Raw genomic sequence first — 13,483 nt, forward strand, 5'->3', positions numbered from 1 at the left:
CGGGGCGGGGCAGGTCAGGCGTAGGCGCCCGGACCGGGGTCGAAGCTGGGCGGGGGCGGGCCGGCGGGGCGAGGGCCACCGCCGTCGGTGACGCGGGCACCCGGTACGGGGCCGTGGGCGACGCGGACCGTGCGGCACACGCCGGCGCCGGCGAGCTCCGCGGCCACGCGGACCGCGGCGTCCTGACCGGCGCAGAGGAACACGCACGTGGGCCCGGACCCCGAGACCACGCCCGCGAGCGCGCCGGCGTCGACCCCGGCGCGCAGGGTGCGGCGCAGGCCGGGGTCGAGGCTCACGGCCGCGGCCTGCAGGTCGTTGCCGAGCAGCAGCGCCAGCGAGCGCGCCTCGCCCGAGGCCAGCGCCTCGAGGACGGGCTCGACGTCCCCGACGCGCCGGGGTGCCTCGGGCCGGTCGCGCAGGCGATCGAGCTCGGCGAAGACGGTGGGGGTGGACAGGCCGTGGTCCGCGACCGCGACCACCCAGTGGAACGTGTGGCGCGAGAGCACCGGCACGAGCCGCTCGCCGCGCCCGGTGCCGAGCGCGGTGCCGCCGTGCAGGGCGAAGGCGACGTCGGAGCCGACCTCGGCCGCGACCTCCATGAGGTCGTCGCGCCCCAGGTCGAGCCGCCAGAGCGAGGAGGTCGCCAGCAGCGCGCCGGCGGCGTCGGCGCTGCCGCCCGCCATCCCGCCCGCGACCGGGATCGCCTTGCGCAGACCGATGCGGACGTCGGGGGTGCGATCGGCGCGACGGGCGAGCGCCTCGACCGCGCGCCAGGCCAGGTTGGTGGTGTCGGCGGGCACCTCGGAGGCGTCGACCCCGTCGATCGGGGAGACCGCCACACCGGGCTCGACGGCGCCGGGGACCGCGGCGGTCACGGACACCTCGTCGGTGATGCTCAGGGCCTGGAAGACGGTGACGAGGTCGTGGTAGCCGTCGGGTCGGAGATCGCCCACGGCCAGGTGCAGGTTGATCTTGGCCGGGACGCGGACGGTGACCGGCGGTCCGACGGCGGAGAGCACCCGTCCAGGGTACGGACCGCGCGCGACCGCCCTCAGGGAGTCGGGGCGTGCCGGCCCGCGCGGGCGATCGCGGTGAACGCGGTCACGTCCAGCGCCTCCCCGCGCGCGCCCGGATCGACCCCGGCGGCCCGCAGCACCGCCTCCGCGGCGGGCGCCGAGCCCGCCCATCCCGCGAGGGCGGCCCGCAGCGACTTCCGGCGCTGGGCGAAGGCCGCGTCGACCACGGCGAAGACGTCCTCGCGGTCGGCGCCGTCCTGGCGATCGTGGCGGGTGAACCCGACGAGGCCCGAGTCGACGCCGGGGACCGGCCAGAACACCGCGCGCGGGACCGGGCCCGCCCGCCGCGCGTCGGCGTACCAGGCGAGCTTGACCGACGGGGCGCCGTAGGCGCGCTCGCCGGGCCGGGCCGCGAGCCGCTCGGCGACCTCGGACTGCACCATGACCAGCCCCCGGCGCAGCCCCGGGAAGGCCGCCAGCAGGTTCAGCACCACGGGCACGGCGACGTTGTAGGGGAGGTTCGCCACCAGGACGTCCGGGGCGAGCGGGAGGTCGCCGGGCGCGATGCGCAGGGCGTCCGCGGTGACGACCCGCAGGTCCCTCTCGGGTGCCCGCTCGGCGGCCGTCGCCGGCAGCCGGTCGGCGAGCACCGGGTCGATCTCGACGGCGACCACGGCGCGCGCGGCCTCGAGCAGCGGGAGGGTCAGCGACCCGAGGCCCGGGCCGACCTCGAGCACGACGTCGTCGGCACCGATCTCGGCGAGACGGACGATGCGGCGCACCGTGTTGGCGTCGTGGACGAAGTTCTGGCCCAGGCGCTTGGTGGGTCGCAGGTCCAGCTCCGTGGCGAGAGCCCGGACGTCACCCGCCCCGAGCAGGCGCGCCGGACTCGTCACACGGTCATTGTCGCCCAGGGGGCGCGACCGCCTACTTGCGGCCGCAGACCGGCCAGGCGCCGTAGCCGCCGCGGTCCTCGCGGACGCGCTCGGCGACCGCGATCTGCTCCTCGCGGGAGGCCTGGTGGGGCAGCGCGGCGTACTGGGTGCCGCCGTAGGCGCGCCAGGTCGAGCGGTCGAACTGCAGGCCGCCGTAGTAGCCGTTGCCGGAGTTGATCGACCAGTCGCCGGTGGCCTCGCAGCGGGCGATCCGGTCCCACTTGGCGCCGTTGCTGACCGCGGGGGCCGAGGACTTCGGCTTGGTGCCGCGGGCCATGACGCCGCCGACGGCCTGGCGGGTCACGCGGGACTCGCCGACCTGCGTGCGGCCGGTCTCGGTGCCGTTGGTGGCGTTGACCGTCCAGGTGACGACCTCTTCGCCCGCGGTCCCGGCCTGCTGGACGCGCGTCTTGCCCTCTTCGAGGTCCGGGTCGTCGACCGTGCGCATCGGCGGCGCGATCGGACGGGTCTCGGTGACCTGGTTGACCGTGTTGCGGGTGACGGTGATCGTCGAGCCGCCGGCAAGGGCGTCGCCGCCCGCGACCGTGTCCGTCGGGCTGAGCGCCAGCCCGTTCTGCGCGAGCAGCTCGGGGGCGTTCAGCGCGGTCGTCGTGACCTGGCGGGGGGCGGCACCGCCGTCGATCAGCGTGACGGTCTTGGGGACCCGCACGTCGAGGTTCATCCCGTTGACCGGGATGGCGGCGTTCATCGGCGCCGAGGCGACGACGCTGTTGGTCGGGAGGCCGAGCTGCGCGAGCGCGTCGGACACCGTGCGGGCCGTCGTCGTGATCGTCTGCGGGCGGCCGTCGACCATCAGCGCGACGTCGCGCGAGCGGTTGATGACGAGGTGGTCGCCGTCGTGGACGTCGGCGTTCGGGCCGGGGGCGAGCTGGTCGGCCGGGCCGAGCTCGATGTCGCCGCTCTCCAGCGCGCCGGCGACGTCGCCGGAGAAGGTGTGCACGACCTGGTCGACGCCGTCGACCGTGACCGTGACCTCCTTGTCCAGCGCCACCGCGGTGCTGCCACCGGCGGCGACGGCCAGCAGGGCCACCGCCACGCCACCCTTGACCGCGTTCGAGCGGCGCTTGGTGTCGGTGGTCAGGCGCTCCGGGTCGTCGAGCGTGGTGAGCCCGGCGGGGGCGGCGCCGTCGAGGGTCCCGTCGACGTCCTGCGCGCCGGTGAACGACTCGAGGTCGTTCCACTCGTCGAGGTCGTCCAGGGCGATCGCGCCGTCGCCGGGCGCCGCGTCGCCGGTGGCGATCGGCAGCGGGCCGGTGATGTCGTCGAACCAGCCCGGGGCCTCGCCGGTGTACCCGGTGTCGTAGCCGAACTCGTGGGCGGCGTCGTAGCCGTAGTCCGGGGCGTACTCGTCCGCCGCGAAGCCCTGATCGTGACCCTGGTCGGCGCCGGCGTACCCGTACCAGCCGCCGTGACCGTCGGAGACGATCGGCAGGCCGGCGGTGTCGTCGCCGTCGGCGTACGAGCCCGCGCGTCCGCGGGCGGTCGCGGTGTCGGCGCTCATCGGGCGTCGACCGCCGCGACGAGCGAGGAGGACCTCAGGGCCAGCAGGGAGCGCACAGACACGGGGGAGTCCACATCGTTCGTACTTCCGGGCAGGAACCGCGCCCTGGGGAGTGCGTCACGACCTCGTGACGTCCTCCCTGTGGTGGGGACCTGGGGAAGTCCTCATCACGCGGGCCTCGGGGGTGGTTCCATCCCGGCGAGTCACAGCACGGTAACGAGTTGGGTGTCGCCACCATCAAGCCGACACGACCGTGTTGCGCCGAACGGCGTCCCGGCGACGACGAGCGTGCCTACTCTGCGCTCTCTCGTGCGACGGAGAGTGAAGGTTGAGGCTGTTCGGCCAACCGGAAGGCCCGCCGGGCGTTGTCTGCGCTGATCTGGGCCAACCGCTCCGCGGGCTCGTCACGGAGCTCCGCGAGGTCTCGCACCGTGTGGGGGACGACGTAGGGCTCGTTCGGCCGACCGCGGTACGGATGCGGAGTCAGGAACGGGGCATCGGTCTCGACGAGCACGAGCTCGGCGGGCAACCGGAGCGCCGCTCGTCGCAGCTCGGCGGCGTTGGCGTTCCGGAAGGTCACGGTGCCCGACAGCGACGCGTACCAGCCCTCCTGCGCGCAGCGCTCGGCGAGCGCGACGTCGCCGGAGAAGCAGTGGAACACCGTGGTCGGCGGCGCGCCCTCGGCGGCGAGGACGTCGAGGATCGCGTCGTGGGCGTCGCGGTCGTGGATCACCAGCGGCAGTCCCGTGCGCTTCGCGAGGTCGATGTGCCACGCGAACGCCTCGCGCTGGACGTCGAGCGGCGCACAGTCCTCGCGCCGCGTCGTCCAGTAGTCGTCGAGCCCCGACTCCCCCACCGCCACGACGCGCGGCTGCGCGGTCAGGTCCTCGATCGCGGCCCGGGCGTCGTCGGTGAGGTCGTTCGACCGCGTCGGGTGCAGGCCGACCGCCGCGAACACCCGCGGGTCGCTGTCGGCCGCCCACGCCGCCCAGCGTGCCGAGGCCAGGTCGTCCGCTGTCGTGACCATCGCCGTGACGCCCGCGCTCGAGGCGCGGTCGAGGACCTGCGCGAGGACCTCGGGGTCCCGCGCCCCGCAGGCGTCGAGGTGGGTGTGGGCGTCCACCACGCCGATGTCCCCGAGGGGCTCGGGGACCGGCGGCGGGACATTGCGATCCCTCTTGGGCGGATCGGACTCGCCGCTACCCATCGGTCGCGATGGGCGCCCACGACGGCCCGGTCTCGCCCAGCGACGGGTCGAGCTTGGCGAACAACGGCGTCGGCTTGGCCAGGGGCCGGCCCACCGGGATCGGCGTCGACGCCCAGCGCGCCTGCTCGGAGGCGTAGTCGCCCGTGAGCACCGAGTGGCTGGTGCCGAGCTCGCCGGAGACGCCCGCGTCCTCGCGGTGCGGCTGCTCCGCCCACACCCCGGTGCCGCCGAGCGCCTCGTGCACCTTCTGCGCGGCGTGCGGCAGGAACGGCGTGAGCAGGGTGTTCGCGTCCTGCACCACCTGCAGGGCGGTGTGCAGGATCGTGTCGCGGCGGGCCGGGTCGTCCTTGCGCTTCCACGGCTCCTGGTGCGACAGGTAGGCGTTCGCCTCGCCGACGATCCGCATCGCCTCGGAGATCGCCTGCTTGAACCGGGAGCGCGCGAGGTGGGCGCCGACGGTGTCGAACGCGGCCCGCGACTGCGCGAGCAGGGCCTCGTCGGCCGGGTCCGGGGACGTCGGCTCCGGGATCGCGCCGACGTTCTTGAACGCCAGCGAGATCGAGCGGTTGACGAGGTTGCCCCACTCGTTGGCCAGCTCGAAGTTGGTGCGCCGGACGAACTCGTCCCAGGTGAAGTCGCTGTCCTGGTTCTCCGGGCCGGCGACCGCGATGAAGTAGCGCAGCGCGTCGGGCCCGAACTCGCGCAGGAAGTCGCCGACGTAGATGACGGTGCCGCGGCTGGTGGAGAACTTCGAGCCGCTCATCGTCAGGAACTCGGAGCTCACGACCTCGGTGGGCAGGTTGAGACGGCCGAACGGCCCGACCTCGCCGCCGCGGTCGCCCTCGCCGTTGTGCCCGAGCAGGATCGCGGGCCACATCACCGAGTGGAAGGTGATGTTGTCCTTGCCCATGAAGTAGAACGACTGCGCGTCCGGGTCGCACCACCACTGCTTCCACGCGTCCGGGTCGCCGGTGCGCTGCGCCCACTCCACCGACGCCGACAGGTAGCCGATCACGGCGTCGAACCAGACGTAGAAGCGCTTCATCGGCTGGTCGTGCCAGCCGTCCAGCGGGATGCGCACGCCCCAGTCGAGGTCGCGGCTGATCGCGCGGGGCTTGAGGTCGTCGGCCAGGCGCTTGCTGAAGTTCAGGACGTTCGGCCGCCAGTGCGTCCGGGTCTCGAGCCACGACCCGAGCGACTTCGAGAACGCCGGCAGGTCGAACAGCAGGTGCTCGGTCTCGACGAACTGCGGGGTCTCCCCGTTGATCCGGCTGCGCGGGGTGATCAGGTCGGCGGGGTCGAGCTGGTTGCCGCAGTTGTCGCACTGGTCGCCGCGCGCGCTGGGGTAACCGCAGATCGGGCACGTGCCCTCGATGTAGCGGTCGGGCAGCGTGCGGCCGGTCGACGGGCTGATCGCGCCGAGGGTCTTCTCGGTGCGGACGTAGCCGTTGTTCCACAGCGCGCTGAAGAGGTCCTGCGTGACGCGGTGGTGGTTGTCGGTGCTCGTGCGCGTGAACAGGTCGTACGACAGGCCGAGCCCGACCAGGTCGTCCTGGATCACCCGCGAGTACTTGTCGACGAGCTCGCGGGGCGTCGAGCCCTCGGCGTCGGCCTGCACCTGGATCGGCGTGCCGTGCTCGTCGGTGCCCGACACCATGAGCACCCGGTTGCCGACCATCCGCTGGTAGCGCGAGAAGACGTCGGAGGGCACACCGAACCCGGACACGTGGCCGATGTGCCGCGGGCCGTTGGCGTAGGGCCACGCCACGGCGGTCAGCACGGGAACGTTCATGACGCTCATTGTCCGCGCACCCGCCACCGGTTCCACCGTCGGCTAGGGCATCGCCCCGAACTGCCGGTCTCCCGCGTCCCCGAGGCCCGGGACGATGTAGCCGTGCTCGTTGAGCCGCTCGTCGACGGCGGCCGCGACGACCCCCACCCCCGGGTGGGCCTCCGCGAGGCGCGCGATGCCCTCGGGAGCGGCCACCAGGCAGACGGCGGTGACGTCGTCGGCCCCGTGCTCGACGAGCAGGTCGATGGTCCCGGCCATCGACCCGCCGGTGGCGAGCATCGGGTCCAGCACGAGCACCGGGCGCCCGGCGAGGCTCCCCGGCAGCGACGCCAGGTAGGTCGTGGGCTGCAGGGTCTCCTCGTCGCGCGCCATGCCGACGAAACCCATGATCGCGCCGGGCACCTGGGCGTGGGCGGCCTCCGCCATCCCCAGCCCGGCGCGCAGCACCGGCACCAGCACCGTCGGCGTCGCGAGCTCGGCGCCCGTGGTCGTGGTCACCGGCGTCCGGATCTCCACGGGCCGCGTCGGGGCGTGCCGCATCGCCTCGTAGACCACCATCGCGGTCAGCTCCCGCACCGCGGCGCGGAAGGACGCCCGGTCGGTGGTCTCGTCGCGCAGGGTCGTCAGCCGGACGTCGACGAGGGGGTGGCGCACGATCCGCGGCTCGGGCATGGCCGCGAAGGCTAGTGCGGGAGCCCACTCGCGAACGCGCCGACGACCCGACCGAGCTCGGCGCCCGCGTCCTCCTGCAGGAAGTGGCCGGCGTCCGTGATCGTCGGGTGCTCGCGCCCGGCCGCGCCGGGCACGTGGCCCCGCAGCACCGGGCCCATCGCCCCGGTGATCGGGTCGGAGTCGGCGAAGGCGACGAGGAACGGCTTCTCGTAGCGGCCCAGCGACTCCCAGGCGGCGCGGTTGCGCTCGGTCTCCGGGTCGTCCGGGCGGGTCGGGACGAGCAGCGGCATCGCCCGCGGCCCCGCCTTGAACGTCTCGTCGGGGAACGGGGCGTCGTAGGCCGCGCGGTCGGCGTCGGCGAGCCCGCGCGCACAGCCGGACGCGACGAGGCGGCCGACGTCGAGGACCCGGCCGGGCTCCGAAGCCTTCTCGACGGCCTTGCGGAACTGCCACCAGACCGCCGGCATGTCGTGGTCGCCGGTCGGCAGGCCGGTGTTCGAGGCGACGACGCCGGCGTAGCGCTCGGGCTCGGCGGCGACGAGGCGCAGCCCGATCAGCCCGCCCCAGTCCTGGCCGAGCAGCACGACGTCCCGCAGGTCGAGCGCCGCGACGACCTCGGTCATCCAGGCGACGTGGCGGGCGTAGCTGTGGTCGGCGGTCGCCGCCGGCTTGTCCGACCGTCCGAAACCGACCATGTCGACCGCCACCGCCCGCAGACCGGCCCCGACCACGGCGTCGACCACGTGGCGGTAGAGGTACGACCAGGTCGGCTCGCCGTGGAGCATCAGCACCGCCGGGGCGTCCTCCGGACCCGCCGCGTAGGTGGCGACGCGGATCGCCGCCCCGCCGTCGGGGTTCGCCACCTCCACCCAGCGCGGCGCGAGCGGGAAGCCCGCCAGGTCGTCGAAACGGTCGTCCGGCGTCCGCAGGAGGTCCATGCGTCCAGCGTGTCAGCCGACCGGGGGAACCGCGCCGGTACGGGCAGGTCACCGGCGTCGTCATAGGGTGCGCGCGCACCCCCTTCTCCACGGCTCGCGGAGGCCCGCCCGGTATGGCGCAGGACATCATCCCGATCACGCTGGCGCTCACCGCCGGCGACCTCGTCACGCTGTGGGCCCCGAGGTGGCGCCAGGACGGCGAGGAATGGGAGGCCTTCCTCGGCGACGACGACGCGCTGTTCGCCTTCGCGGACGCCGCCGACCTCGCGGCCTGGATCGCGACGGCGGAGTCCTCGGGCCAGGAGCACGACCTCTCCGACCACCCCGCCTGGCCCGTGGTCGTGAAGCTCTCGGTGGACGAGCTGACCCCGGAGGACGTGCAGCGCTACGACGTGGTCGGCGTCCCGGAGCTCGTCGCCGAGGACCCCGACACCTGGACCCTCGACGACCTCGCCGAGGTCGCGGCCATGTGCCGCTCGCTCGCCGACGTCTGCGACCTCGCGGTCGTGCACGAGGTCCTCGACGCGACCCCCGCCTTCGCGGCCCTGACCGCCGGCCCACCGGCGTTCGCCGGGCGCGACGGCGCGGCGCTGTGGGCCGAGCTCGCCGAGGTGGTCGACGAGCGCTGGGACGAGGTCGTCGACGCGCTCGACGCGATGATCTCGAGCCCCGAGGTCGACGAGGAGCTGGCCGCCCGCCTCCGCGCGACCGCCACGCCGCCGGCCCCGGCGGGCGACCGGGACGCGGACCCCGAGGGCGAGCCCGCCGCGCCGTCCGAGGACGCGCAGAACGACCCCGAGGACCCGAGCGCGGTCGTCGACGACCCGCAGGACGCCGCCACGTCCGGACCTCTGGCCGACGCGCCGGACGAGCTCCGCGAGGACACCGCGGGCGAGTCCCTGCGCAGCGACTTCGTCGACGAGGCCGAGGAGCCTCCGCCGGGCTTCTGGGAGGAGGTCGGCATCGACCCGATCGCGATCACCACGTCGGACGGCGAGGTGATCACGCTGCGGTGCTACCTCGACGACGAGCCCGTCTTCCTCGGCAGCGGCGGCCAGATCGACGTGTTCCCCTCGGCGCGCGCGCTGCGCACCTGGATCGCCGGGGAGGGCGCGGAGGGCCACGACCTCGCCGGCGTCTCGACCTGGGAGGAGGTCGTGTCCGCCGCGACCGGCGGCGACCTCGAGATCGAGATCGCGCCGGAGAACCGGTATGTGCTCGCCGGCCTGGGCGACGACCTCGGCGAGGGTCCCGACGTCGTCGACGCCGAGCAGCTCGAGCTCGCCGTCGAGCTGATCGTCGACGCCGCGACGTGGGCCGGGGACACCCGCACCCGCGAGGACCTGGCGCCCTCGGAGAGCCTCGGGTGGCTCGTGTCGTTCGTCGTGCGGCCGGACCCGACGCGCCTGACGCCGTCGCCGCCGTTCGACCGCGAGGCCACCGCGTGGCGTGCTCTCGAGGACCGTTTCCTGGGACGGCTGCGGCAGCACTGATCGCCAGCGCACGCCTGGTGCCCGTGTGGCGGACACCCGGATGCCGGTCGCTCACCCGGATGGGGTCGCACCCCGGGGGGTGTTTACCCTTCGAGTCCGCCGACCCCGGTCCGGCCCGGGCCAGACCTTCCGAGAGAGCGGGATCCGCGTGATCGACAACAACCAGACCCAGTCCTTCGACCGCATGCGCAGCATGCTGGTGCGGGCGGCCGAGGTCCGGGACAGCGAACAGCAGCAGATCTTCGACTCGCTCGACGAGATCCACGGCCGGCTGGCGGCGCTGGACGGCCTCGGCGCGATCCGCAAGCGTCTCTCCGACGTGCCCGACCGCACCGAGATGAGCGTGCTGGCCGAGCGTCTCGACGAGACCGTCGCGAAGATCGACGCCCAGGAGTCCTCGGTCTCGTCGCTCGCGCGTCTGGTCGAGGGCCTCGTGGACCGCGTGGCCGAGCGGCTCGCGACGCCCTTCGCGCAGATCGACGGACGTCTCGACGGCGTCAGCGGCCGCTTCGAGGGCGTCGCGGGCCGGATGGACGGCCTCGAGGACCGCATCTCGGGGCTGCACAAGCGCCTCGACGACCTCGACAACAAGCTCGACCGCCACGAGATGCGCCTGGACGGGCTCCCCTCGGCGGTCACCGGCCCGATGCGCGAGCGCGTCGACGCCGTCGACTCGGGCCTGCGCGACCGCCTCGACGACCTCGCCCGCGGGGTCTCCGAGGAGATCACCGGCACCCGCGAGGCTGCGCGCACCGACGCCACGACCACGCGGAACGAGACCACCACGCAGGTCGGCGAGCTGACCGGGCGCCTCGAGAACCTGACGCAGCGTCTCGACCAGGTCGGCACGCGCCTCGACAGCGTCGAGTCCGGGCTCGGCGACCGCGTCGGCGCGCTGTCGACGTCGGTGGAGAACGGCCTGGACCGTCTCGACGGCACCCTGGTCAACCGCCCCGACCACGAGGCCGTCGTCGCCCTGGTCCGCCAGGCCAACGAGGAGTCCGAGCGCCGCAACGCCGGCCACCTGGACGAGGCGATGGCGACGTTCGCCGAGATCATCCTCGGCCCCGGAGGCGGCTCCTCGGGCTCGATGCCCGCGCCGCGCCCGACCACGCGCCGCGGCTCGCGCAAGCCCTCGATCCGCGACGGTCAGAACAACGGCTCCGAGCTCCCGACCGAGAACTCCACCGCCGAGAACTGAGCGCGCGAGGGCGGCGGCTACTGTCGCCCGCGATGAGCACCCGACGGATGCTCGCGACGGTCACGGCGGCCGTCGCGATCGGGCTGACCGCGCTGCCCGGGGCCGCGATGGCGGCCCCGGCGGTGCCTGCCGACGCGTCCTGCGAGTTCGGCACCGCGCCGGGACCCCGGTCGACGAGTCCGAGGCGCCGCAGCCCGGCCAGGCCGAGCCGAGGCCGTTGCCGATCCCCGACCCGCCCGTCGGCGGACCGGCGATGGGCACGTGCGGTGACGTCGTCCCGGACGGCGCCCCGGCGGCGCCGGCGGTCGGCGTCGTGTCCTACGTCCTCGCCGACCTCGACTCGGGTGAGGTGCTCGCCGCCCGCAACCCGCACGCGCGGCTGCGCCCGGCGTCGCTGATGAAGACCCTCACCGGGCTGCTCGTGGCGCAGCGCCTCCCCCTCGACGAGACGATCACCGGGACCCAGGAGGACGCCGACCAGGAGGGCACGCGCGTCGGGATCGGCGCGGGCGGTCGGTACACGATCCGCCAGGTCTTCGACTCGATGATGATGGCGTCGGGCAACGACGCCGCCCACGCGCTGGCCGTGCGCCTCACCGGCAGCGTCCCCGCGACGGTCGACCTCATGAACACCACCGCCCGGCGGCTGGGCGCGCTGGACACCCGGGCGGCGACGCCGTCCGGGCTCGACGGGCCGGGCATGCAGACCTCGGCCTACGACCTCGCCTCGATCTTCCGGGTCGCGATGCGCGAGGAGCCGTTCGCGCAGGCGGTGGCCACGCGGGAGATCCCGTTCCCCGGGTTCGGTGCGAGCCCGCCCTTCGTCGTCGCCAACGACAACAAGCTCTTGACCAGCGGCTACGAGGGCTACATCGGCGGGAAGACCGGCTTCACCGACGACGCCCGGCACACCTTCATCGGGGCCGCCGAGCGCAACGGCCGGCGGCTCGTGGTCGTGCTCATGCGCGGCGAGCAGCGTCCGGTGCCGATGTACGAGCAGGCGAGCGCGCTGCTCGACCACGGCTTCGCCCTGCCCGACCTCCGGGGCGTCGGCACCCTCACCGACTCGAACCCCGCCGAGCCGGCGGAGCCGGGGACCACCAGCACGCCGGACCCCGACGCCGCCGCCCCCGGGTCCGGGGCGACCACCTCCTGGGGCACGCCCGTGCTGCTCCTCGCCGTCGTCGCCGCCGTCGGCGGGCTCTTCGCCCTGCGCGCCGGGCGCCGCTGAGCGCAGGATCGGCGCCATGCCCGAGCCCCTGGGAGAGGCGTTCACGCGCCTCGCGGCCGCCCACCCCGACCGACCGGCGGTCACGGACGACGCCTCGAGCTGGACCTTCGCCCAGCTGGAGGCCCACGCCGACCGCTGGGCCCACGAACTCCTCGGGCACGGGGTCGCCCCCGGCGACTTCGTCTCGATCGCGCTCCCGAACGTCGCGGAGCACTACGCGCTGACGATCGCGGCGTGGAAGCTCGGCGCGGTCCCGCAGCCGGTGTCGCACCGGCTCACGCCCGGCGAGCTCGCCGCGGTGCTCGACGTCGTGCGCCCGCCCGTGGTGGTCGGTCTCGCGCCCGGCACCGACCCGGAGGTCGCGCCGGCGGGCACCACCGTCCTGCCGCTCGGGCACGTGCCCACCGGGCCGGGCACCCCTCCCCGCCCGCCCCGGCGCCGCCGGCCTGGAAGGCGCCGACGTCGGGCGGGTCGACCGGGCGCCCGAAGGTCATCGTCGCCGGCGAGGCGGGGACCACCGAGTCGGCGATCGCCGGCCGCGCCCCGATCTACCGCATCGAGCCCGACGGGACGTTCCTGTGCACGGCGCCGCTGTTCCACAACGCGCCGTACCTGTTCTCGCTGCTCGGGCTCATGACCGGCAACCACGTCGTGCTGATGGGTCGCTTCGACGCCGCCCGGGCCGTGGCGCTGGCCGCGGAGCACGCCGCGACCTGGATGTACGCGGTGCCCACCATGATGGGGCGAATGGTCCGGCTGCCCGACCTCCCGGAGCTGCCGGCGCTGCGCACCCTGTTCCACATCGGCGCGCCCTGCCCGCCCGCGGTGAAGCGGCCGGTCATCGACTGGCTCGGCGCCGACCGGGTGCTCGAGGGCTACGCCGCCACCGAGGCCCAGGCCCGCACGACGATCACCGGCCCGGAGTGGCTGGAGCACCCCGGCTCGGTGGGGCGCGTGACCGGCGGCGAGATCGAGGCGCGCCATCCGGACGACGGGCGGCCGTGCGCCGTGGGCGAGGTCGGCGAGCTGTGGCTGCGCCCCGAGCCGGGACGCACGACCTACCGCTACCTCGGTGCCGAGCCCCGCACCCGGCCGGGCGGATGGGAGTCGCTCGGCGACATGGGCTCGTTCGACGCCGACGGCTACCTCTACCTCGCCGACCGGGCGAGCGACATGATCGTCGTCGGCGGGCAGAACGTGTACCCCGCGGAGGTCGAGGCGGCGATCCTCTCCCACCCCGCGGTGATCTCGGCCGTCGTCGTCCCGGCGCCCGACGACGACCTGGGCTCCGTGGCCCACGCCGTCGTGCAGGTCGACAGCACGGCCGACGGGGTCACCGACGCCGACCTGGACGCCCACGTCGCCGCGCGGCTGTCCCCGGCCAAGCGGCCACGGGTGTGGCGTCGCTCGGAGGGACCGCTGCGCGACGACGCGGGCAAGGTCCGGCGCTCGGCGTTCCGCTGAGCTACCCGTACC

The 13,483-nt window shown here is 74.6% G+C and carries 11 protein-coding genes and 1 pseudogene; 5 read left to right on the forward strand and 7 right to left on the reverse strand.

The features are described 5' to 3' along the window. Positions 1-14: 14 nt before the first annotated feature. The 7 genes from ACQPYN_RS27710 to ACQPYN_RS27740 form a co-directional block, all read right to left on the reverse strand. Complete coding sequence (locus tag ACQPYN_RS27710) at positions 15-1,019, reverse strand: 4-(cytidine 5'-diphospho)-2-C-methyl-D-erythritol kinase (protein WP_433029901.1); 1,005 nt, start codon at positions 1,017-1,019, stop codon at positions 15-17. A 32-nt stretch (positions 1,020-1,051) separates the two neighbouring features. Then, on the reverse strand, positions 1,052-1,912 hold the full coding sequence (gene rsmA / locus ACQPYN_RS27715; protein ID WP_433029903.1) for a 16S rRNA (adenine(1518)-N(6)/adenine(1519)-N(6))-dimethyltransferase RsmA: 861 nt from the start codon (positions 1,910-1,912) through the stop codon (positions 1,052-1,054). A 31-nt stretch (positions 1,913-1,943) separates the two neighbouring features. After that, positions 1,944-3,473 (reverse strand): transglycosylase family protein, encoded by a 1,530-nt coding sequence (locus ACQPYN_RS27720; RefSeq protein WP_433029905.1) that lies wholly within the window; start codon positions 3,471-3,473, stop codon positions 1,944-1,946. Between the two features lie 292 nt (positions 3,474-3,765). Beyond that, positions 3,766-4,680: a TatD family hydrolase gene (locus ACQPYN_RS27725; protein WP_433029907.1), complete on the reverse strand. Its 915-nt coding sequence runs from the start codon at positions 4,678-4,680 to the stop codon at positions 3,766-3,768. Beyond that, positions 4,673-6,472, reverse strand: a complete 1,800-nt coding sequence (gene metG / locus ACQPYN_RS27730) for a methionine--tRNA ligase (protein ID WP_433029910.1) — start codon at positions 6,470-6,472, stop codon at positions 4,673-4,675. Before metG ends, ACQPYN_RS27725 begins: the two co-directional genes overlap by 8 nt. A 42-nt stretch (positions 6,473-6,514) precedes the next feature. Continuing rightward, positions 6,515-7,144 carry a uracil phosphoribosyltransferase gene (upp, locus tag ACQPYN_RS27735; protein ID WP_433029912.1) on the reverse strand — a complete coding sequence of 210 codons (630 nt, stop codon included), beginning with the start codon at positions 7,142-7,144 and terminating at the stop codon, positions 6,515-6,517. A gap of 11 nt (positions 7,145-7,155) precedes the next feature. Next, positions 7,156-8,082, reverse strand: a complete 927-nt coding sequence (locus ACQPYN_RS27740) for a haloalkane dehalogenase (RefSeq protein WP_433029914.1) — start codon at positions 8,080-8,082, stop codon at positions 7,156-7,158. Positions 8,083-8,195: 113 nt separating this feature from the next. On the opposite strand from ACQPYN_RS27740, the gene ACQPYN_RS27745 reads away from it, so the two are divergent. The 5 genes and pseudogenes from ACQPYN_RS27745 (at position 8,196) to ACQPYN_RS27765 (ending at position 13,471) form a co-directional block, all read left to right on the forward strand. After that, positions 8,196-9,575 carry a primosomal protein gene (locus ACQPYN_RS27745; protein ID WP_433029916.1) on the forward strand — a complete coding sequence of 460 codons (1,380 nt, stop codon included), beginning with the start codon at positions 8,196-8,198 and terminating at the stop codon, positions 9,573-9,575. A 148-nt stretch (positions 9,576-9,723) separates the two neighbouring features. Continuing rightward, positions 9,724-10,776 (forward strand): PA containing protein, encoded by a 1,053-nt coding sequence (locus ACQPYN_RS27750; protein WP_433029918.1) that lies wholly within the window; start codon positions 9,724-9,726, stop codon positions 10,774-10,776. Between the two features lie 253 nt (positions 10,777-11,029). After that, complete coding sequence (locus ACQPYN_RS27755; protein WP_433029920.1) at positions 11,030-12,007, forward strand: D-alanyl-D-alanine carboxypeptidase family protein; 978 nt, start codon at positions 11,030-11,032, stop codon at positions 12,005-12,007. Positions 12,008-12,023: 16 nt separating this feature from the next. Next, positions 12,024-12,281, forward strand: a pseudogene (locus tag ACQPYN_RS27760) (AMP-binding protein); the annotation flags it as partial. Continuing rightward, on the forward strand, positions 12,242-13,471 hold the full coding sequence (locus ACQPYN_RS27765; protein ID WP_433029922.1) for an AMP-binding protein: 1,230 nt from the start codon (positions 12,242-12,244) through the stop codon (positions 13,469-13,471). The pseudogene ACQPYN_RS27760 and the gene ACQPYN_RS27765, both read left to right, overlap by 40 nt. The last annotated feature ends 12 nt before the right edge of the window (positions 13,472-13,483 follow it).

It is taken from the genome of Actinomycetospora sp. CA-053990, from assembly GCF_050948445.1.
Taxonomy (GTDB): Bacteria; Actinomycetota; Actinomycetes; order Mycobacteriales; family Pseudonocardiaceae; genus Actinomycetospora; species Actinomycetospora callitridis.